Raw genomic sequence first — 21012 nt, 5'->3', positions numbered from 1 at the left:
CCCACCTCCGGCATCCACCCACCCGACCCGCGAGACTTGCGTTGCGGCGTGAGACTTGACCTGCCAGGCCAAGCCTCACCGCACAACGCAAGTCTCGCGCACAGGGGCGGCGCGACGGGGGAGGGCATAGGGTTTCAAGGGTGAGCAGTACCACCGGACGCGTGACGATCGCGGACATCGCCGCTCGCGCAGGCGTCTCCATCGGTGCGGTGTCGTTCGCGCTCAACGGCCGCAAGGGAGTCTCCGCCGAGACCCGCCAGCGCATTCTCGCGGTCGCCGATGAGCTCGGCTGGGCGCCCGCGAGCGCCGCTCGCTCACTCGCCGGTGCCAAGACCGCGACGTTCGGACTCGTGCTCGCCCGCGATCCGCGCAACCTCGGCGTCGAGTCGTTCTACATGCAGTTCCTCGCAGGCATCGAGACCGAGCTGTCGCTGCGCAACCACGGTCTGCTGCTGCAGGTCGTCCCGGACATCGAGAGCGAGCTGGAGACCCTGCGCGGCTGGCACAAGGCCCGTCGCGTCGACGGTGTGATCGTCACGGACGTGCGCGTCGACGATCCCCGCATCGACTACCTCGCCAAGACCCCGACCCTCCCCGCCGTCGTCGTCGGCGACCCGAGCGTCGCCGAGGGGCTGACCACGGTCGGCACCGATGACGCCACCGCAGCCAGGGAGGCCGTACGTCACCTCGTCGACCTCGGACATCGGCGCATCGCGCGCGTCGCGGGCCTGGTCGAGCTCGCGCACACCCGCCTCCGCGACGACGCCTTCCTCGACGAGATGCGCCTGCAGGATGCCGAGCCCATCGTGCTGCACACCGACTTCACCCCTGCCGAAGGCGTCGAGGCGACCAGAGCGGCGCTGACCGGTCCGAACGCACCGACGGCGATCATCTACGACAACGACATCATGGCGGTGGCCGCACTGGGTGTCGCCGCACAACTCGGCATCCGCGTCCCCGATGAGCTGTCGATCGTCGCGTGGGACGACTCGGTGCTGTGTCAGCATTCCTACCCGCGGCTGACCTCGCTGAGCCATGACGTCGTCAACTTCGGGGCGCACGTCGCGCGCCGGCTCTTCGACGTCGTCGGGGGAGCGGCACCGGAGGCCGACCTGGACTCCACCCCCGTGCTGCAGCCGCGCGAGTCCACGGGACCCGCGCCGCGCTGAGCTCAGTCCACCGCGGTGAGGTGCAGCAGCATCGCCTGCACCGGCCATAGCGTCGGCAGCTGCAGTCCGACCCGTGCCAGGACGGACCCCGGCAGCTCGATCGAACCCTCGCGCACCCACGGCGGAATGACCCAGCCCATCTTCGTCTCACCGATCTCTCCGCGCACGCGCACCCGGTAGCGCCGGTCGTCGTCGAGACCGGGGAATCGCAGGCGCTCGGCGCGCGCATCCTCGATGCTCGAGACGCTGGCGACCACGAAGACGGCTTCCGCGGCATCCGGTGCCACATGCCCGGTGACCCGCCACGCGGGATCCCTCAGGTCCGGGTGCACCACCCGGCCACCGTGGATGATCGGGCGGATCTCCTTGTACAGCGCGGTGAAGCGCGAAAGCGCCGCGGTCTCTTCGGCGTCGCACCCGAGGATGTCCCATTCCAACCCCGCGCAGCCGAGCAGGCTGGTCGCGATCCGGTACGACAGATCCGTCACGCGGCCCGAGCTGTGCGACTCGGTCGGGCCGACGTGCGCACCGACGAGTTCGGGCGGCAGCAGCAGGCCGGTCCACCGCTGGATCTCCTGCCGCTCCACCGGATCGTTCGAATCGCTCGCCCACACCCGGTCGGTCACCTGCAGGATGCCGAGGTCCGTCCTGGCTCCGCCGCTCGAGCAGGACTCGATCTCGAGCCCCGGATGCCGTGACTTGAGCGCGCCGATCAGGCGCAGCACTGCCGCCGTCTGCGCGTGGTTCCCCGGGATGCCGTCGTGCGTGCTCTCGATCAGATCGCGGTTGTGGTCCCACTTGATGTAGTCGATGCCGAGCTCGCCGACCAGTGCGCTCATCTGCTCGAGGATGTGCGCCGCGGCATCCGGGTTCGCGAGGTCGAGGACGTACTGCGTGCGCCAGCTCAGCGATGCGTCGTGGTCGAGATGCCGCGGGTCATGCAGGAGCCAGTCGGGGTGCGCGCGGGCGAGATCGGAGTCCAGGCTGACCATCTCGGGTTCGAACCACAGGCCGAACTGCATGTCGAGAGCGTGCACCCGATCGGCGAGCACGCCGAGTCCATCCGGCCACGCACGGGTGTCGACGATCCAGTCGCCCAGGCTCGTGGTGTCGTCGTCGCGGCCGACGAACCAGCCGTCATCGAGGACGAAGCGCTCGACGCCGACCTCGGCGGCGCGCTCGGCGAGGGCGATCAGACGGGCCGGGTCCTGGCGGAAGTACACCGCCTCCCAGGTGTTGAGCGTGAACGGTCGGTCGGTCCTCGGATGCTGCGGACGCGACCGCAGCCAGTCATGCACGCGTGCCGCCATCGCATCGAGACCGTCGGCGGCGTAGGAGAACACGATCGTCGGAGCGGCGTACTCGGCGCCGGGCGTCAGGACGAGCTCGCCGGGCCGGAACAGCTCGCCGCCGCCGATCAGCGTGACGCTGTCGGTCACACGATCCGTACGATGCGTGGTATCGCCGGGCCAGGCCACGTGCGACGCCCACACGCGCCCTGAGCGCCACCGCGGCTGGCCCTCGGAGGCGATCAGCATCGTGGCGGCATCGTGGCCGGGGCGTCCTCGCCGGGACTGCCTGGCCAGAGATCCCACCGGGAACCCGGTGGTCACAGGGCGCTTCTCCCTGCTCCATCGTCCGTCGAACGCGGTCAGGTGCGAGGCCGTCGTCGGCACGGGCAGCGTGGGTTCGAGCCACTCGACCTCGACGGCCGCGGCGTCCGGTGCGCCCGTGTGCCGCACCGACGCGTCGACGAGCACCAGGCCACCGGGGGCGAGCGCGATGCGCTGGGTCAGCACCAGGCCGCTCGCGTCATCCCGAGCGGTGAACGAGGCGGCGTCGTCAGTGGCGGACATGCTCTCGAGCATCCAGCGCGGAGTGTGGAGGCGACCGTCACGGCGCAACTGGATGCCGGGGCGACCGCTCCATCCGTCCGCTTCGGCGGGCATGACGGTGAGCTGCCATGCGGCATCCAGCGTGGCGGGTGCACTCTGGCGATCCAGGCCGTCCGCCAGGGCTGCGAGGTCGGCGGCGGTGACGGGCCCGAGGGCATCGCCCCAGTGCAGAATGCGGGGGAGCGCGGCGCCGTGGGCGTCGACGACGATGCCGACGCCGTCGCGCTCGAGGGCGAACAGCTCCCGCTCGAGCAGTGCGGTCATGGTGCGTTCCTCTCATGCGGCGGGCGTTCGCCCGTGCCGCGCTCGACGATCCAGGTCGGCAGGACGATCCGTCGCGGCGGACCGGCAGGGTCGCTCATGCGCTCCATGGCCAGGCGCGCGGCCTGGCGCCCGATCTCGACCGGGTCGTAGGTGATCACGGAGACACCGATGATGTCCGCGGTGTCGAAGTCGTCGAATCCGATCAGCGCCGTGTGCGTGTCGTCTCGGGCGCGCATGGCGCGCAGTGCGCCGATCGTCATGCGGTTGTTGCCGGTGATGATCGCCGTGGGCGCGTCGTCCGAATCGAGCAGTTCGCCGACGGTCGTGTCGGCGCGTTCCGTGCGGTCATCGCTCAGGCGGCACCAGGCCGCGGTGTCCTCGATCCCCGCCTCGGACATGGCGGTGCGGTAGCCGGCCAGCCGCTCCACCTGGGTGGAGACGCTCGAGGGGTTGCAGACATAGCCGACGCGGCGATGCCCGAGAGACAGCAACCGGCGGGTAGCCTCGTGCAGGATGCGGCGGTTCTCGAGCACGATCGCATCGGCGAGGACGTTCGTCGCGTCGCGGTCGATCGAGATCACCGGGGTGCCGAGCTGTCGCTCGCCCTCGAGATACGCCTGATCATCCGCCACGGGGATGATCAGCAGGGCCCCGACCCGCTGTCCGAGGAGCGCATCGACCACCCTGGCTTCGCCCTCGGCGGTGTCATCGGTCGTGGCGAGCAGCAGGTGGTGGCCGTGCGGGGCGATCTCGGCCTCGATGCCCGAAGCGACCTTGTAGTAGAACGGGTTGCCGAACTCGCCCATCACGAACCCGACGGTGTCGGTGCCCCCGCCGCGCCGCAGATGCTGGGCGAGCGTGTTCGGACGGAAGCGCAGGCGCGTCGCGGCAGCCTGCACGCGCTGCGCGGTCTCGGTCCCCACGATCTCCGGCTGATTGAACACCCTCGATACCGTCTTCGCGCTGACCCCGGCCAGGCGCGCGACATCGTCGAGGGTGGCGCGAGGCTGCACAGTCGTCATCGGAAGGGCTCTCGTTCGGAGGCGTGAATGCGCTCCATCGTAGCCACGAATATCCGCATGACAACGACGGACAGGTGGACGCACTGTTCCGCCGAGAGATTCTCCGTCGCGAAAAAGACCAGATGAAGGATAAGAAACTGCGGCCCTTCCGTGGGCATGAAGTCCAAGATATTTCACTAAAGCGCTTTACATGCGCCCGTGTCTGTCCTACGCTGACATCCACATCCGGCGGCGAGGATCCTTTCGCGATCCGCTGCCCGGCTGCCACCACATCAAGGGAGATTCACATGGCATCACGCAAGGCAATGGCTGGCCTTGTCGTCGCAGCGACGACCGCAGCGCTCCTGCTCACCTCGTGCTCGAGCGGCGGCGGTTCCGGCGACGCGGACAACGCGATCGACGGCGAGGTGAAGGGCGACATCAAGGTCGTCACCTGGCGCACCGACCTCGTCGAGGACGGCACCCTCGAGGCGTACGCCGAGGAGTTCAACAAGGAGTACCCCGACGTGAAGGTCACGTTCGAGGGCATCACCGACTATGCGGGCGAGATGCTCACCCGCATGAGCACGAGCAATTACGGCGATGTCATCGGCATCCCGGCGATCCAGCCCGACCAGTACGAGCAGTTCCTCGAGCCGCTCGGTGAGACCGCGGACTTCGAGGACACGTACCGCTTCCTCCCCGCAGCGAGCTACGAGGGCACGCAGTACGGCATCGCCTTCGGCGGCAACGCGAACGGCGTCGTCTACAACAAGAAGGTCTTCGAAGCCGCTGGTGTCTCGGAGCTGCCGGCCAGCGAGGACGAGTGGCTGGACGCGCTGCAGAAGGTCAAGGACTCGACCGAAGCGATCCCGATGTACACGAACTACAAGGACGGCTGGCCGCTGACGCAGAGCTTCGGCAACCTGGGCGGCATCACGGACGACCCGGATGCTCCGATCACCCTCGCCGAGGACCCGGCGCCGTGGACCGAGGGCACCGACGTGTACGCGATCGACGGCCTGCTGTACGAGACGGTCGCCGCCGGCCTCACCGAGGCGGACCCGCTCACCACGAACTGGGAGCAGTCCAAGGTCGATCTCGGCACCGGCAAGATCGCGACCATGCCGCTCGGCTCCTGGGCCATCTCGCAGATCAAGCAGGCTGCAGAGGACAACGGCGCCTCGGCGGATGACATCGGCTTCATGGCCTTCCCCGCCAACGTCGACGGCACCCAGCTGGCCGTGATCGGCGGCGACTACAACCTCGCCGTCAGCAAGCACTCGAAGTCGAAGGCCGCGGCGTGGGCATGGATCCAGTGGGTCGTGTCCGAGTCCGGCTACACCGAGACGCAGGGCATGGTCTCGCCGCTGAAGGACGCGCCTCTTCCCGACTCGCTCGCCGACTTCGAGGCGGCCGGTGTCGAGCTCATGGAGATCAACGCGGCGCCTGCCGGCAAGGAAGGCCTGCTGAACGAGGTCTCCAGCGACTCGCAGATCGACCTGTACGGCCCGATCTATCGGCAGAAGCTCATCGATGTCGCGCGCGGCGCTGCCGACGGTGACAAGGCGAGCTACTTCGCCGAGCTGAACGAGCGCTGGGGCGCTTCGGTCGAGAAGCTCGCGGGCTGAGACAGAGGGCGGCAGAGACATGGCCATCGCAACACCGGGCGCGGCACCCGCCGACAGCACTGCCGCCCTCTCCACCGTCACACGGAAGGGTCGGTTCGGCGGAGTGCGCCGTCGCACCGACCCGACCCGCGGCGGGGCCGCGGGCAAGAATCCGCTCCAGAAGCTCACCCCCTGGTTCTTCCTCGCCGGGGCGGTCGGTCTCCTCCTGCTGTTCACCTACTGGCCGGCGCTGAACCTTTTCTACTTCAGCGTCACGGACTGGGACGGCATCGACCTCGAGAAGAACTTCATCGGGCTGGACAACTACGTCGAGGTGTTCACCGATCCGCGCATCTTCTCGGTGTTCGGCGTCAGCCTCTACTACTTCGCGGCGTCCTTCGCACAGATGGCGATCGCGCTGTACTTCGCCACGATCCTGAGCTTCTCGACGCGGTTCTCGAGCCTGTTCCGCGGCATCCTGTTCTTCCCCTACCTGATCAACGGCGTCGCGATCGGCTTCGTCTTCCTCTATCTGTTCCAACCGGGCGGGACGCTCGACACCGTGCTCGGCTGGTTCGGCATGGTCGATCCTCCGCAGTGGCTCGGCGACCCGGACATCGTCAACTGGTCGCTCTCAGGCACCTCGGTGTGGCGCTACACGGGCATGAACTTCGTGCTCTTCCTCGGCGCCATCCAGTCCATCCCGCACGACCTGTACGAAGCGGCCGACCTCGATGGTGCCAGCAGGTGGCAGCAGTTCTGGGCCATCATCTTCCCCGGCATCCGACGGGTGATCGGACTGTCGTTCATCCTCGCGATCTCCGGCAGCCTCGCCGTCTTCGAGATCCCGTTCATCATGACCGGTGGTGCGAACGGCTCCGCCACCTTCGTGATCCAGACCCTGCAGACCGCCTTCACGTTCCGCAACGTCGGACTCGCCTCCGCGATGGCGGTGGTGCTGTTGGCGATCGTCCTGGTCGTCACCTGGATCCAGCGCAAGGTGTTCCCCGACGAGAAGGTCGACCTGACATGACCACCACAACCGAGCCCCAGCGCACCATGCCGGTGAGCACCACCCCGCCGAGGACGATCCGCGGTCGTTCGTTCTTCGATCGACTCAAGAGCGGCAGCGCCACCACGGCGAAGTACACCAGCCTGGTGATCGCCGCGATCGTCACACTCCTTCCCCTGTCGGTGCTGCTGTTCGCGAGCATGAAGACCGCCCCGGAGTATGCGCAGAGCGGCCCCTTCGATCCACCGGCGAACTGGCTGAACTTCGAGAACTTCGTCACGGCCTTCACGAGCGGCAAGATGCTCGAGGGCTTCGTGAATACCACGATCGTGCTGGTCGTCTCGCTGGTCGGCACGATCCTGCTGGGCACCATGGCCGCCTACGCGCTCGACCGATTCGAGTTCCGCGGCAAGAAGCTCGTGTTCGCCCTGTTCCTCGTGGCCACGCTGATCCCCAGCGTGACGAGCCAGGTCGCGACGTTCCAGCTCATCAACGGCCTCGGCCTCTACGACACCAAGGCGGCGCTGATCCTGCTCTTCATGGGCACCGACATCATCGCGATCTACCTCTTCATCCAGTTCATGCAGTCGATTCCCGTGTCGCTCGACGAAGCGGCCATGATCGACGGAGCGAACCGCTGGACGATCTACTGGCGGATCATCCTGCCGCTGCTGAAGCCCGCGATCGCGACGGTCGTCATCATCAAGGGCATCGCGGTGTACAACGAGTTCTACACGCCCTTCCTCTACCTCCCTTCCGAGGGTCTGATCTCCACATCGCTGTTCCGGTTCAAGGGACCGTTCGGCGCGCAGTGGGAGGTCATCGCCGCTGGTACCGTGCTCGTCATCATCCCCACCCTCATCGCCTTCCTCTTGCTTCAGCGCTGGATCTACAAGGGCCTCACCTCAGGAGCCGTCAAGTGACACTCACCCCCGTTCGCACCGACCTGCACTCCGGCTGGGCCGTCCGCGCTGCGCACGGCCCCGCACCCGAATCCATCGACGGGCGGATCATCCCCGCAGTCGTCCCCGGCGTCGTGCACACCGACCTGCTGTCGGCGGGGCTGATCCCGGATCCGTACCTCGACGACAACGAGTCGCTGCTCGCCTGGATCGGACTGGTGGACTGGACCTACGAGACGACGTTCGAGTGGTCTTCGGGCGAGCACGCGCGGCACGATCTCGTCTTCGACGGCCTCGACACGGTGGCGACGGTCCGCCTGAACGGACACGACGTGCTCAGCGCGGCCAACCAGCATCGCTCGTACCGCGTCGACGTGCGCTCCCAGCTGATCGAGGGCACCAACAGGCTCGAGATCGCCTTCCGCTCGCCCGTCCGGTACGCGAACGCGCTGAGCCAGGAGCTCGCGCCCCGGCCGCGCGCCTATCCGACGCCGTTCGAGGCGATCCGTAAGTCCGCCTGCAGCTTCGGCTGGGACTGGGGCATCGCGACCGCGACGAGCGGCATCTGGCGGCCCGTGCGCCTCGAGTCGTGGTCGGTCGCCCGGATCTCCGAGGTGCGCGTCGCCGCCGATCGCGCAGAGCAAGGCGGACGCCTCACCGCCCGCGTGCTCGTCGAGCGAGCGGATGCCGCGGACACCGCACCTCTGAACCTCGACGTCACTGTTGCCGGCCGCACCTCGACGGTGGATATCACCGGCGACAGCGCCGACATCACGATCGACGCACCCGACGCCGACCTCTGGTGGCCGATCGGCTACGGCGAGCAGGCGCTGTACACGGCATCCTTCGCCCTATCGGATGCCGAGGGCGTGCGCGACGAGAGCGAACGCCGGGTCGGCTTCCGTTCCGTGCGCTGGAACACGGAGACGGATGCCGAAGGCACGCCGTTCACGCTCGTCGTGAACGACCAGCCGATCTACGTCAAGGGAGTGAACTGGATTCCCGACGACGCCCTGTTCACGCGCGTCGATCGCGCGCGCTACGAGCGCCGCCTCCGCCAGGCCGCTGCGGCGAACCTGAACCTCGTGCGGGTGTGGGGCGGCGGGATGTACGAATCCGAGGACTTCTACGAGCTGTGCGACGAGCTGGGTCTGCTGACCTGGCAGGACTTCCTGTTCGCCTGCGCGGCCTACCCGGAAGAGGAGCCGATCCGCAGCGAGGTCGAGGCCGAGGCGCGCGAGCAGATCGTCCGCCTCTCCTCCCACCCGTCGCTCGTGCTGCTCACCGGCAACAACGAGAACATCTGGGGCTACGAGGACTGGGGCTGGAAGCAGGAGCTCGACGGCAAGACGTGGGGTGCGTACTACTACTACGAGCTGTTCCCGCAGCTGGTCGGCGAGCTCGCCGCTCACGTGCCGTACAGCCCAGGCAGCCCGTTCAGCCCCGGCGGACAGCATCCCAATGCCGAGCCGCACGGCACCATGCACCTCTGGGAGCAGTGGAACCGGCAGGACTACCTCACCTACCGCGACCACGAGCCGCGCTTCGTCGCGGAGTTCGGCTGGCAGGGTCCGCCGGCGTGGTCGACCATGACCCGCTCGATCTCGGACGAGCCGCTGACCCCCGAATCGCCGGGCATGATCGTGCACCAGAAGGCGATGGAGGGCAACGTCAAGCTCACCCGCGGTCTGCTGCCGCACTTCCGCGTGCCGACCGATACCGACACCTGGCACTGGGCGATGCAGCTCAACCAGGCGACCGCCGTGCGGTTCGCGCTCGAGCACTTCCGCTCGCTCGCACCGCACAACTCCGGTGCCGTGGTCTGGCAGCTCAACGACTGCTGGCCGGTGACATCGTGGGCGGCGATCGACGGCGACGAGCGGCTGAAGCCGCTGTGGCACGCGCTGAAGAACGCGTTCGCGCCGCGGGTCGTGACGATCCAGCCGCGTGAAGCAGGGCTCTGCGTCGTGCTCGGGAACGACACCGGCGCCGACTGGACCGGCGACCTCCTCGTGCGCCGCGTGCGCTTCGACGGCACGGTGCTCGCCGAGCAGACGGTGCCGGTCACGGCATCCGCTCGGGGGACCGCGACCGTCACGATCGCACCGGACGTGGCGACGGCGCGGGATGCCGCGGGCGAGCTGCTCGTGGCCAGCACCGGGGAAGCGCGCGGGTTCTGGTACTTCGCCGAGCCGCGGGATTCGCGGCTTCCGGCTGCCCACGTCACGGTCGAGACGGTCGCGGTCGACGGCGGCACCGAAGTGCGCGTGACGGCGAACAGCGTCGTACGCGATCTGTCGCTGCTGCCGGACAAGGTGCACCCCGACGCGTACACCGAGGACGGCCTCATCACGCTGCTGCCGGGGGAGACCGCGACGCTGCTCGTGCGGCACGTCGTCCCGATCGATGCGGCAGCCCTCGCGTCGCCTCGGGTCCTGCGCACCGCGAACGAGCTGGTCGCCGAGGTCGTTCGTTGAGCGAGCGCAGCGAGTCGAAACGTCCCGACCTCGGATACGTCGCAGGCATGACGTGGGGCTGGACGGGCATCCGCGGCACCTGGGCGGCGGACGCGGCATCCGATTCGATGGCAGCGATGGTCGACCACGGCGTCACCTGGACCGCCCTCGCCTACGCGGTCGAGCAGGCCACCGCGCAGTCGACCGAGATGCCGTGGGATCAGGCTCCGACGGTCACCCAGGACGAGATCGTCGGTGCTATCCGGCAGGCCAAGGCGCACGGGCTGAAGGTGTGCCTGAAGCCCGTCGTGAACGTGTCCGACGGCACCTGGCGCGCCTACATCGGGTTCTTCGACTGGGACGTCCCCGGCGAGCCGAGCTGGGGTGACTGGTTCGCGTCGTACACCGAGTTCATCCTGCACGCCGCCCGGATCGCCGCGACCGAGGGCTGCGAGATGCTCTGCATCGGCTGCGAGATGGTGCGCGCCGACGCACGCGAAGACGAGTGGCGCACCCTGATCGCGGCGGTCCGCGAGGTGTACAGCGGCATCGTCACCTACAACTGCGACAAGTACCAGGAGGATCACGTCACCTGGTGGGATGCCGTCGACGTGATCACGTCCAGCGGCTACTACCCGATCGACCGGTGGGATGCCGAGCTCGACCGCATCGAGAAGGTCGTCGAGGCGTCCGGCAAACCGTTCTTCTTCATGGAGGCCGGATGCCCGTCGCGCACCGGTTCTCCCGACAAGCCCAACGACTGGAGCCTGGCTGGCGAGCCGTCGGGCGAAGAGCAGCTGCGCTACTACCACGCCATGTTCGCCGCGTGCGACGCGCGGCCGTGGATGCGCGGATTCATGCTGTGGGACTGGCCGCCGGCACTGTACTCCGAGGCGGATGCCGCGGCGAATGACGACTACTGCCCCTACGGCAAGCCGGCCGGAGAGTTCCTGCGGGAGAAGTACCTTCAGCACCGAAGCTGACGAACAAGGAGATTCAATGAGGAATCGCACCATCGCCGCGCTCGGCGCGGCCGTTCTTGCCGGGGCGCTGATCGCCCCGGCATCCGCCCTCCCGGCATCCGCCCTCCCGGCATCCGCCCTCCCGGCATCCGCGCTGGTGGACCAGGCCGTCGAAGCCGACCCGTCGGTCGTCGACCTCGTCGACGACGAGGCCACGGCGGCGACCCGCAGCCTGTTCGCGTATCTGCGCGACATCCGTGGCGAGGGGCTGCTGTTCGGCCATCAGCACACGACCGACTACGGCGAGACGTTCGAGACCCGCGACGGCGTCTCCAGCGATGTGAAGGCGGCGACCGGCGATTATCCGGCCGTGTTCGGATTCGACACGCTGATCGTCGAGGGGCGCGAGCGCCCGGGCGTGCCGGAGGCGACTCGCGAGCAGAACGCGCTGACGCTCGCGCAGTCGATCCGTGAGGCGCACGATCTCGGCGGCATCTCGACGCTGAGCGCGCACATCGAGAACTTCGTCACGGGCGGGGATTTCTACGACACCTCCGGCGACGCGCTGCGCGCCGTGCTGCCCGGCGGCGCGAAGAACGCCGAACTCACCGCGTACCTCGATCTGATCGCGCTCGCTGCAGAGAGTGCAGTGGATGCCGACGGCGACGCGATCCCGATCGTCTTCCGGCCGTGGCACGAGAACGCGGGCTCCTGGTTCTGGTGGGGTGCGGCCTTCGGATCGCCGGGCGAGTACGCCGAACTGTTCCGCTACACCGTGGAGTACCTGCGCGACGTCAAGGATGTGCACAACCTGCTCTATGCGTTCTCGCCCGGCGGCGGTTTCGGCGGCGACGAGTCGCTGTACCTGCGCACGTATCCCGGTGACGACTTCATCGACGTGCTCGGCTACGACACGTACAACCCGGCGGCATCGTCGTCGTTCCTGACGGGACTCGTCGAGGACCTGGGCATGATCGCCCGCCTCGCCGACGCCCGAGGCAAGATCAGCGCTTTCACCGAGTTCGGCATCACGAACGGCGTGCAGCCGGACGGGCAGAACCAGAACCCGAACTGGTACACCGACGTGCTGGCCGCGATCGAGGCGGATCCGGATGCCTCCCGCTCGGCGTACATGCTGACGTGGGCGAACTTCGGAGGGACCACGACGCCGTACACGCCGACGGACGGCGAAATGCTGCCGGACTTCCAGGCGTATCACGACGACCCGTTCACGCTGTTCGCCGCCGATCTCACCGGCGTCTTCGATACCACGACGACCCCGGTGGACGAGGCGGCGACCGTGCATCTGGCGAGCCCCGCCCCCGGCGCGCGGGTCGCGACGAGCCCGGTGACGCTGCGGGCGTCCGTGCAGGGTCACGCCGCCGATGCCGTCTCGGTGACGGTCGACGGCACCGAGGTCGCGGTCGATCTCGCGGCCCCCGCCGACGGATCGCTGTGGTGGACCGGCGAGCTGGCGCTGCCGGCCGAGCTGCTCGACAACTCCACTCGTACGCTCACCGTGCACGTGCGCGCCGACGGCGCCGAGATCGCCACGCAGACGTCGTCGATCATCGCCGGAGCGCGGCCGCAGCTCGCGCATGGCGTGGTCGATGACTTCGACGGCTACGGCGACGACGAGTCCCTGCGCAGCGAGTTCGTCCAGTACGGCGCGAACACGATCTCGCTCGAGCGGGCGTCAGTGGGTGACGGCGTCGGTGCTCTGCGGTTCGACTACGACTTCGCCACGCAGGCGTACACCGGCATCGGCAAGCAGGTGACGGCCGACTGGTCGGACCTCGGTGCATTCGAGCTGTGGCTGGATCCGGATGCCTCGAACAACAAGCTCGTGCTGCAGCTGGTCGCCGGCGGTGTCGCGTTCGAGGCGTATCCGTCCCTCGCATCGGACGATCCGGCTGCCATCTCCATCCCGTTCGCCGATTGGCGACCGGCGCCCTGGGACACCGCGAACGCGGGCAAACTCCTGACCCCGGAACTCGCAGCTCAGGTGACGCAGTTCAACATCTACGTCAATGCGGTCGATGGCGGCGCCGCATCCGGGTCGATCGTGGTCGACTCGCTGCGCGCTGTGCCCGGGGAGCCGATCCCGCCGGTCTACGCCGATGTGCCCCGCGACCATGCCGACTACGCGGCGATCGCCTGGTTGCACGACGAGGTCTTCGATCTGGGCGATCGCAAGGGCCGATTCCACCCGACGAAATCCGTGAAGGATGCCGAGGCGCAGGCGGTCTTCGCCGCGTACGACTCCGCGCTCGAGGCTCCGGCATCCGCCCGGCGCCTGGCGGTCATCGAGGCGCTGTGGCGCCTCGCCGGGTCGCCCGACCCGACAGTCGAGCACCCCTATGAGGATGTTCCGACGGAGTCGGCCGACGCGGTCTCGTGGGCCGTGGAGGAGGGCATCGTCGATGTCGACTCGGAGCGGAAGTTCGGTGCGGACGGCCGGATGTCCCGCGCGGAGATCGCCCGTTGGCTGCACCGGGCCGACGCATACCGTGTCGCACACGAGGCGCTCGTCGTGGCTGACTTCGAGGACAGCGCGCAGGGATGGGCGATCGCCTCCTGGGAGACGAACGGGGGCGCATCGTCGGCGGCGGACGGCGCACTCGTGGTCGATGCCGGCGTCGGTGGCAACTGGGTGAGCTGGACCGGCGGACTCGACCTCTCCGGCCGCACCGAGCTGTTGGTCGAGGCGCGCGCGACGACCGGATTCGACACCAAGGCCGCGCTGCAGCTCGGACCCGATTGGACGTGGTGCGAGACGGGCCAGGCCGGTTGGGCGCAGAATCCGGGCACTGTCGCGATCGATCTCACGACCCTGAACGCCGAATGCCAGGCGCTGCTGGGTGATGTGCGCGGTGTCAACGTGTTCGTGAACGAAGGGCACCACGAGCTGGAGGAGATCGCGGTGAGGTGAGCGGCGGACGAGGGCGAGGTTCTACGATGATCTCGTGAACGAGACACCGGAGAACCCGCCGCAGCCCACCCCTCCGCCTGTGCCGGAATCGTCCGACGCGGCGGTGGCGGGCGCCGGAAGCCATGTCTTTCAGCCGGTGACCTCATCCGCTGCGGCCGAGCCGACGCAACCCGAGCCGCTGCCACCCGAGGCTGCCCCGGCATCCGACCAGGTGCAGCCCGATTTCGTGGTGCCGGGTTCCCAGCCGGATCCGGCTGCTCAGACGTACCCCGGCCCACCGTATGCCGGGGAGCAGTACGCGGCCGCCCCCGCCCAGCCGTATCAGGGCGACGCGTATGCCGCGGCTCCCGGTGCGTTGCCGGGCCAGCCGTATCCGGGCGTGCCCGACCAGGCGTACCCGGCCGCTGCTTACCCGGCTCCCGGATACGACCCGAACGCGCCGGGCTACGACCCGAACGCGCCCGGCGGCGTGCCACCGTACGGCGGCTATCCCGGCGCGGCTCCCGCCCCGAAGAAGCCCCTGTCCAAGGGGGCGCTGTTCGGCATCATCGGCGGTGCGGCCGCGGTCGTCCTCATCATCGCCGCAGCCATCATCGTTCCCGCGATGCTGCGCGGGCCGGCGATCACGGCATCCGATGTCGTGGAGAGCTACCTGACGGCGTTGGCCGACGGCGATGCCGAAGCGGCGCTCGAGTACGTCGATCCCTACGGGGAGGACACGCTGCTGACGGACGACGTCCTCGCGGCGTCTCTCGAGCTGGGCGCGATCGACGACATCGAGGTGACCGAGGTCGAAGAGAGCGACGACTACGAGACCCGCGTTCCCGTCACGTTCACGATCGGGGGCCAGGAGGTCTCTCGCGACTTCCAGGTCTACAACTACGGCGCCGATGACGAGTGGCAGATCGCTGACGGTCTGATCGCGCTGTCGGGTTTCTATGGCTTCGAGGGTCTCGGTCTCACGGTGAACGGGGCCGAAGCCCCCGAGACGGCGTACGTCTTCCCCGGCACCTACGAGCTCGCGGTCGGCGTCGAGGAATTCACGATCGAGGGCGACACGACGACGTTCGTGGTCGCCTCCGATGCGGATGCCGAGGTGCTGTGGGACCTGCGTCCGGTGCTCACCGAGGAGGGCACCGCGCAGTTCCGTTCCCTGGTGCGCGCTTCGGTCGAGGAGTGCGTTGCGATGAAGACGCTCACGACGCCGTGTGGTCTGGACCTCACCGACATCGACCTCGACGGCGCCACGCCGGTCGACGGAACCGTCACGCGTACGATCACCGCCGAGGGCCAGTCGACGCTCGACACCCTGACCGCGGAGGTCTCCTCCGGCTCGATCGTCACGACGTACGACTCGGTCGACGTCGAGATGACCCTTCAGGGCGACCAGGGCGGCACCCGCGCCGAGTTCGAGGTGTGGTTCGGCGGTTACCTGAACTCTCCCACGGTCGACTTCGCCGCGGAGACGCCTGCCGTCGTGTGGGAGTGACCCGGATGCGACGAGGGGCGGATGCCACGGCATCCGCCCCCGACACGTCTCAGCCGAGCGCCGTCAGCCGAGCGCGTTCAGCAGAGCGAGGGCGGTCGACGCGGACGACTGCGGGTTCTGCCCTGTGATGAGTCCGCCGTCGATGACGACGTGATCGCTCCACGGCGCTGCGGTCTCCACCGCCGCACCCTGCGCGCGCAGCGCTGATTCCAGCAGGAACGGCGCCCGGTCGGCGAGTCCTCCCAGGCGCTCCTCCTCGTCGGTGAAGGCGGTGATGCGCCGACCGGCGACGAGCGGAGTTCCGTCGGCGATGCGTGCCGCGAGCAGCGCCGCGAGACCATGGCAGACCGCGGCCAGCGGGAGACCGGCGTCGATCGTGGCGGCGATCAGCGCACCGGATGCGTCGTCGTCGGCGAGGTCCTGCATCGGCCCGTGACCGCCGGGGTAGTACACCGCCGCATACTCGCCGGCATCCACCTCGGCGAGCACGAGGGGAGCGTCGAGACCGGAGATCGCGGCGATGGCCGCGGCATCCCCGTCCCGCAGGCTGCCAGGGTCGGCGACGGGAGCGACACCGTTCGGGGTGGCGAAGACGACGTCGTGGCCCGCGTCGGTGAGCAGTCGGTGCGGCGTGAGAAGCTCCTCCGCCCAATAGCCGGTCGGGTGCTCGGTGCCGTCCGTGAGCGTCCACGTGCGGGCGCCGGTGACGACGAAGAGGATGGTCGACATGCGTACTCCTTGATTCGAGGTGGTTCGAGCGGCGGATGCCGCGGGCTGGCGATACTCGGTCCAACGACGGCTTCCAGCGAGTGATTCCGATACATTCTCGATATGAAAGATCAGATTTCCGATGGCTTGGACGGCCTGCCCCTGTGGCGCAGCTTCCTCGCTGTGCACCGTTCCGGATCGGTATCGGCTGCCGCCCGGGTGCTCGGGATCGCCCAGCCGACCGTGACAGGGCACCTGCAGACGCTGGAGCGCCTCGAAGGCGAGGCGCTGTTCGTCCGCACGGCGCGGGGGATGCTCCCCACGGCACGGGCGGACCGGCTGGCGGCTCGACTCACGGAGCCGTTCGACCGGCTCGCCGAGGTGCTCGGCGGTGAAGCGACGAGTACCGTCGAGCACCGCATCCGAATCGGAGGAGCCGCGGAGTTCACAGCATCCGTGGTCATGCCAGCGCTGGCGCGGGCCGTCGCCGGCGGACTGCGGGTGCACGTCACGACCGGGCTCGCCGACGACCTGCTCGACGATGCCAGAGCCGGGCGTCTCGACGTCGTGATCTCTTCCGTCCGACCCCGCGGGCGAAGCCTTCCTGCGGTCGGTCTGGTCGACGAGGAGTTCGCGCTGGTGGCATCGCCCCGTCTGGACCTCGACCCGGCGGAGGTGGCAGAGCGCGGCCCAGACGCTCTGCGTGCGTATCCGCTGCTCGCGTACGCGCAGGATGTGCCGATCCTGCGTCGCTACTGGCGTCACGTGTTCGGCATGCGGCTGGACCGGGAGCCCGCGCTCATCGCTCCGGATCTGCGTGCGCTTGCGGCCGCAGCGGTCGCCGGCGCCGGCGTCACGGTACTGCCGACCTACCTCATCCGCTCCGAACTGGACGACGGCAGGCTCCGGATGCTGGTGGCGACCGATGATCCGCCCATCAACACGCTGTTCCTCGTCCGGCGGCCCGGCGCGCCTGCTGACGCATCCCGGATCGTCGAGGATGCGCTGCGTCAGGCGGTCGCCGGCTGGGACTGACTCAGCGCGCCAGCCAGCCCCGCAGGGTCCGCGTCACCCAGGGCAGCACCCAGTAGGTCATGACGGGCGTCAGCACGAGGGTGGTCACGAGCACCCGCAGCCAGATCGGCAGGTCCCCGAAGCCGGGGACCGGTACGACCAGGTAGGTGAAGAGCAGGTTCACGGGGAAGAAGCCGAGCCAGATCGTGACCGCCTGCTTCCACCGCGCCGGGGCAGGGGCCGATGAGTCGGGCTGCGCGTCGGCGGGAAGCGGGACCGATCCGGTGGCCGGCTCGTCGAACCAGCCCTCGATCCCGGTGCGGCGCTTGGCGCGTTCGCTGAGGACGAGACCCTGGCCCGTCGAGTGCCATTCGGCGCGTTCGGCAGAGCTCTCCCAGGCCTCCAGAGTCTCGGCGTTCGCGAACCGGTAGAGCATGTACCAGACGTGCGAGCTCTCGCCGGCGCGGATCCAGCCCGACCCGAGGAAACCCGGATGCTTGTTCGCGAGATTCACCCCGGTCTGCACCCAGGCGGTCGCTTCGGAGATGTGCGCCGGATCGACTTCGCGGCGGATGGAGACGGTGATGGGTTCGCTGGACATGGGTGGCCCTCGGAGAGAATCGGATGCTTGTGGCGCATACGAGTGTAGGCCGAGGTTGTTTCCGTGACGTTGCCGGGGTTGAGCTGGATCAGCGCGGCACGACCAGCGGAGTGCCGGTGTGCGGGTCGGGGATCACCGAGCACGCCAGGCCGAAGACCTCCTCGACGCGCTCGGCCGTGACGACATCGGCGGGTGCCCCGTGCGCGACGATCTGCCCGTCGCGCATCATGATGATGTGATCGGCGAAGCGCGCGGCCTGATTCAGATCGTGCAGCACCGCTACCACCGTGCGTCCTTCGGCATGCAGGCGGTGGAACAGTCGAAGCAGGTCGTACTGGTGCGCGATGTCGAGGAACGTGGTCGGCTCATCCAGCAGCATGGTCGGCGCATCCTGAGCGAGCAGCATCGCCACCCAGACGCGCTGGCGCTGCCCACCGGACAGTTCGTCCACGAGCCGACCGGCGAGCTCGGTCGTCCCGGTCGCGGCCAAGGCAGCCGCCACGGCGGACTGGTCCTCTCGCGACCACTGCCGCAGGATCGTCTGATGCGGGTGGCGTCCGCGGGCGACCAGATCGGACACCCGGATGCCGTCGGGGGCGATGGATGTCTGCGGCAGCATGCCGAGCGTCCGGGCGATCTGCTTGGTAGGCAGCTTCGCGATCGCGTCGCCGTCGAGCAGGATCTCGCCGGCGGTCGGCCGGATCAGGCGTGCCAGCGCGCGCAGCAGGGTGGATTTGCCGCACGCATTGGGACCGACGATCACCGTGAAGGAGCCCGTGGGGATCTCGACGTCGAGATGCTCGGAGACGACGCGGCCGTCGTAGCCGATCGTCGCATCGTGCGCGGACAGGCGCGCAGGGGTGGTCAGGGTGGTGGTCAACGTCTTCTCGCTTCGTGGATGAGGAGCCAGATCAGGTAGATGCCGCCGAGGCAGACGGTGATGATGCCGACGGGGAGCTGCGTCGGTGCGAACAGCCGTTGGGCGAGCAGGTCGCTCGAGACGAGCAGCAGGGCGCCCACCGCGGCCGATCCCGTCAGCGTCACGCTCGCCGATCCGGTGAGCCGGCGGGCGATCTGCGGAGCGGCCAGCGCGATGAATGCGATCGGTCCGGCCATCGCTGTGACGACGGCGGTCAGGCCGACCCCGACGACGATGAGTGCGATCCGCACGGGGCCGGTGCGGATGCCGAGCGCCGCCGAGGCGTCGTCGCCGAGCTCGAGCATGTGCATCCGGTCTGCGAGGGCTGCTGCCACCACCGCGAGCGGCACGATGAAGCAGGCGGCGATGCCGACCTGCTCTGCGGTGATGAGGTTGAGCGACCCCGCACCCCATGCGCTCGCCAGCAGCGCGATGTTGAGATCCGAATTGAGGATGATCCACGAGTTCAGCGAACCCAGCATCGAGGCGACGCCGATGCCGACGATGATGAGCCGGAATCCGTGGAAGCCCCGCTGGAAGGCGAGCAGGTAGACGACGAGCGCGGTCGCCATGCCGCCGACGATCGCGGCCAGGGCCGTGGTCGCCGTGCTGACTCCGATCGTGGTGATCACGAGCAGCGCACCGGTGTACGCCCCCGCGTCGAAGCCGATCACGTCCGGGCTGCCGAGAGGGTTGCGGGTGAGCGATTGGAAGATCGCTCCGCCGATGCCGAGTGCGATGCCGAACAGGATCCCGGCGGCCACCCGCGGCATCCGCCAGTCGAGGATCACGAGCTCGGCTCGGGAGTCGCCGAAGCCGAGCAGAGTCGAGATCACCTCCGAGATCGAGAACGACGACTCGCCGACGCCGAGCGCGACGAGTCCGACGATGAGGGCCACCGCGAGGGTGGCGATGGCGACCACCGATGCCCGCACGCCGATGCGACGCGAGAAGAGGGCGGTCTGCAGCGTGACGACGCGGCGGCCGGCCGTCACAGACCGAACGTCGGCATCGGTGCGTGCTGCGTCGTCCACCGGCGCCGTCACAGTCCGCTCGCCTTGCGTCGTCGGACGAGCGCGATCAGGACGGGCGCCCCGATCACGGCCGTCACGATCGAGACGGGGAGCTCACCGGTGGGCATCACCAGGCGGCCGACGACGTCCGCGGTGAGCAGCAGGAGAGGCGCGGCGAAGAGGGTGCCCAGAAGGATCCATCCCTGATGGGGGCCGACGAACCAGCGCACCGCGTGCGGCACCATGAGTCCGACGAACGCGATGGGCCCTGCGGCGGCGGTCGCCGCACCGCAGAGCAGGGTGACCGCCACGATGGACAGCACGCGTGTCAGGACGACGCGCGACCCGAGCGCCGTCGCCAGGTCGTCGCCGAGTGCGAGCGCGTTCAGCGCCGGAGCGAGACAGAACGCCAGGATGATCCCGATGGCGAGAAACGGCAGCACCGCATACACGTCGGAGGTCAGCGAGGTGAGTGAGCCCGCGTTCCATGTGCGCATCGAGTCGAAGGCCTTCGGATCGAGCAGTCCGACCGCCGCGACGACACCGCCCATCACGGCGCCGAGGGCGACTCCGGACAGCGTCATCCGCATAGGATCCGGGGCGCTGCGTCCGGCGGTGCCGATGAGGTAGACGAGCACAGTCGCCAGAATCGCACCTGCGAACGAGAACCAGATGTATCCGCTCGCGGCCTGCAACCCGAAGAAGGCGACGCCCACGGCCACACCGAGGCTCGCCCCGGCGTTGACACCGAGGATGCCGGGGTCGGCCAGCGGGTTGCGGATGAACCCCTGGATGAGCGCGCCGGCGATGCCGAGGGCGGCACCCACGGCGATGCCGATGATCGTACGAGGGACCCTCATCCCGCGCACGATCGCACCGGGGTCGCCGGCGCCGGAGCTGAGGCCGATCCACACCTCGGCCGGCGACAGTCGTTGCGAGCCGAACACGAGGCTGGCGACGCAAACGAGTACGAGGGCGGCGGCCAGGACGACCACGACCAGGGCCCGGCGCGTGACCGAGACCCGGGGCGTGGACTCCTCGGCGACGACGGCGCTCATGCGGCGA

Annotated in this window: 16 protein-coding genes; 9 read left to right on the top strand and 7 right to left on the bottom strand. The window is 68.8% G+C overall.

What is annotated here, in order from left to right:
* Positions 1-140: 140 nt before the first annotated feature.
* Positions 141-1169, top strand: coding sequence for a LacI family DNA-binding transcriptional regulator (locus AC3ANJ_RS16555; protein WP_488317248.1), 1029 nt, complete (start codon positions 141-143; stop codon positions 1167-1169).
* Between the two features lie 2 nt (positions 1170-1171).
* On the opposite strand, the gene AC3ANJ_RS16550 is transcribed toward AC3ANJ_RS16555, so the two are convergent.
* Together AC3ANJ_RS16550 and AC3ANJ_RS16545 are read right to left on the bottom strand one after the other, a co-directional pair.
* Positions 1172-3328 (bottom strand): alpha-galactosidase, encoded by a 2157-nt coding sequence (locus AC3ANJ_RS16550; RefSeq protein WP_488317247.1) that lies wholly within the window; start codon positions 3326-3328, stop codon positions 1172-1174.
* Positions 3325-4350, bottom strand: a complete 1026-nt coding sequence (locus tag AC3ANJ_RS16545) for a LacI family DNA-binding transcriptional regulator (RefSeq protein ID WP_488317246.1) — start codon at positions 4348-4350, stop codon at positions 3325-3327. Before AC3ANJ_RS16545 ends, AC3ANJ_RS16550 begins: the two co-directional genes overlap by 4 nt.
* 287 nt (positions 4351-4637) lie before the next feature.
* Here AC3ANJ_RS16545 and AC3ANJ_RS16540 point away from each other — a divergent pair, with 287 nt between their 5' ends.
* The 7 genes from AC3ANJ_RS16540 to AC3ANJ_RS16510 are packed head-to-tail and all read left to right on the top strand — an operon-like array spanning position 4638 to position 15692.
* Positions 4638-5960 (top strand): ABC transporter substrate-binding protein, encoded by a 1323-nt coding sequence (locus tag AC3ANJ_RS16540; protein WP_488317245.1) that lies wholly within the window; start codon positions 4638-4640, stop codon positions 5958-5960.
* A gap of 19 nt (positions 5961-5979) precedes the next feature.
* Positions 5980-6972: a carbohydrate ABC transporter permease gene (locus AC3ANJ_RS16535; RefSeq protein WP_488317244.1), complete on the top strand. Its 993-nt coding sequence runs from the start codon at positions 5980-5982 to the stop codon at positions 6970-6972.
* On the top strand, positions 6969-7874 hold the full coding sequence (locus AC3ANJ_RS16530; RefSeq protein ID WP_488317243.1) for a carbohydrate ABC transporter permease: 906 nt from the start codon (positions 6969-6971) through the stop codon (positions 7872-7874). The genes AC3ANJ_RS16535 and AC3ANJ_RS16530 overlap by 4 nt, the downstream gene beginning before the upstream one ends.
* Positions 7871-10330 carry a glycoside hydrolase family 2 protein gene (locus AC3ANJ_RS16525; RefSeq protein ID WP_488317242.1) on the top strand — a complete coding sequence of 820 codons (2460 nt, stop codon included), beginning with the start codon at positions 7871-7873 and terminating at the stop codon, positions 10328-10330. Before AC3ANJ_RS16530 ends, AC3ANJ_RS16525 begins: the two co-directional genes overlap by 4 nt.
* The gene (locus AC3ANJ_RS16520; protein ID WP_488317241.1) at positions 10327-11292 is read left to right on the top strand and encodes a glycoside hydrolase family 113; all 966 of its coding nucleotides are present in this window, start codon (positions 10327-10329) and stop codon (positions 11290-11292) included. Before AC3ANJ_RS16525 ends, AC3ANJ_RS16520 begins: the two co-directional genes overlap by 4 nt.
* 16 nt (positions 11293-11308) lie before the next feature.
* Positions 11309-14203, top strand: a complete 2895-nt coding sequence (locus AC3ANJ_RS16515) for a glycosyl hydrolase (protein ID WP_488317240.1) — start codon at positions 11309-11311, stop codon at positions 14201-14203.
* A 34-nt stretch (positions 14204-14237) separates the two neighbouring features.
* Positions 14238-15692 (top strand): hypothetical protein, encoded by a 1455-nt coding sequence (locus AC3ANJ_RS16510; RefSeq protein WP_488317239.1) that lies wholly within the window; start codon positions 14238-14240, stop codon positions 15690-15692.
* 63 nt (positions 15693-15755) lie between these two features.
* On the opposite strand, the gene AC3ANJ_RS16505 is transcribed toward AC3ANJ_RS16510, so the two are convergent.
* Entirely contained in the window at positions 15756-16421 is a 666-nt protein-coding gene (locus AC3ANJ_RS16505; RefSeq protein ID WP_488317238.1) for a type 1 glutamine amidotransferase domain-containing protein, read from the bottom strand.
* Between the two features lie 102 nt (positions 16422-16523).
* Here AC3ANJ_RS16505 and AC3ANJ_RS16500 point away from each other — a divergent pair, with 102 nt between their 5' ends.
* Positions 16524-17435, top strand: coding sequence for a LysR family transcriptional regulator (locus AC3ANJ_RS16500; RefSeq protein WP_488317237.1), 912 nt, complete (start codon positions 16524-16526; stop codon positions 17433-17435).
* 1 nt (position 17436) lies between these two features.
* Here the strand turns inward: AC3ANJ_RS16500 and AC3ANJ_RS16495 are convergent, their stop codons facing one another.
* The 4 genes from AC3ANJ_RS16495 to AC3ANJ_RS16480 all read right to left on the bottom strand — a co-directional run bounded on the left by AC3ANJ_RS16495 (position 17437) and on the right by AC3ANJ_RS16480 (position 21005).
* On the bottom strand, positions 17437-18015 hold the full coding sequence (locus AC3ANJ_RS16495) for an antibiotic biosynthesis monooxygenase (protein ID WP_488317236.1): 579 nt from the start codon (positions 18013-18015) through the stop codon (positions 17437-17439).
* 88 nt (positions 18016-18103) lie between these two features.
* Complete coding sequence (locus tag AC3ANJ_RS16490) at positions 18104-18895, bottom strand: ABC transporter ATP-binding protein (protein ID WP_488317235.1); 792 nt, start codon at positions 18893-18895, stop codon at positions 18104-18106.
* Positions 18892-19980: a FecCD family ABC transporter permease gene (locus tag AC3ANJ_RS16485; RefSeq protein WP_488317234.1), complete on the bottom strand. Its 1089-nt coding sequence runs from the start codon at positions 19978-19980 to the stop codon at positions 18892-18894. The genes AC3ANJ_RS16490 and AC3ANJ_RS16485 overlap by 4 nt, the downstream gene beginning before the upstream one ends.
* Positions 19977-21005, bottom strand: coding sequence for an iron chelate uptake ABC transporter family permease subunit (locus AC3ANJ_RS16480; RefSeq protein WP_488317233.1), 1029 nt, complete (start codon positions 21003-21005; stop codon positions 19977-19979). The genes AC3ANJ_RS16485 and AC3ANJ_RS16480 overlap by 4 nt, the downstream gene beginning before the upstream one ends.
* Between the last annotated feature and the right edge of the window lie 7 nt (positions 21006-21012).

It is taken from the genome of Microbacterium sp. STRO-1N (genome assembly GCF_057748015.1).
The sequence above is the reverse complement of the archived record's forward strand: the minus strand, read 5'-3'. Positions and strand labels throughout refer to the sequence as shown.

Excerpts from the sequence above, each read along its gene's own strand:
- AC3ANJ_RS16495 (WP_488317236.1), bottom strand. The coding sequence starts at position 18,015 with ATGTCCAGCGAACCCATCACCGTCTCCATCCGCCGCGAAGTCGATCCG.
- AC3ANJ_RS16540 (WP_488317245.1), top strand. The coding sequence starts at position 4,638 with ATGGCATCACGCAAGGCAATGGCTGGCCTTGTCGTCGCAGCGACGACC.
- AC3ANJ_RS16550 (WP_488317247.1), bottom strand. The coding sequence starts at position 3,328 with ATGACCGCACTGCTCGAGCGGGAGCTGTTCGCCCTCGAGCGCGACGGC.
- AC3ANJ_RS16515 (WP_488317240.1), top strand. The coding sequence starts at position 11,309 with ATGAGGAATCGCACCATCGCCGCGCTCGGCGCGGCCGTTCTTGCCGGG.
- AC3ANJ_RS16545 (WP_488317246.1), bottom strand. The coding sequence starts at position 4,350 with ATGACGACTGTGCAGCCTCGCGCCACCCTCGACGATGTCGCGCGCCTG.
- AC3ANJ_RS16505 (WP_488317238.1), bottom strand. The coding sequence starts at position 16,421 with ATGTCGACCATCCTCTTCGTCGTCACCGGCGCCCGCACGTGGACGCTC.
- AC3ANJ_RS16500 (WP_488317237.1), top strand. The coding sequence starts at position 16,524 with ATGAAAGATCAGATTTCCGATGGCTTGGACGGCCTGCCCCTGTGGCGC.
- AC3ANJ_RS16535 (WP_488317244.1), top strand. The coding sequence starts at position 5,980 with ATGGCCATCGCAACACCGGGCGCGGCACCCGCCGACAGCACTGCCGCC.
- AC3ANJ_RS16530 (WP_488317243.1), top strand. The coding sequence starts at position 6,969 with ATGACCACCACAACCGAGCCCCAGCGCACCATGCCGGTGAGCACCACC.
- AC3ANJ_RS16480 (WP_488317233.1), bottom strand. The coding sequence starts at position 21,005 with ATGAGCGCCGTCGTCGCCGAGGAGTCCACGCCCCGGGTCTCGGTCACG.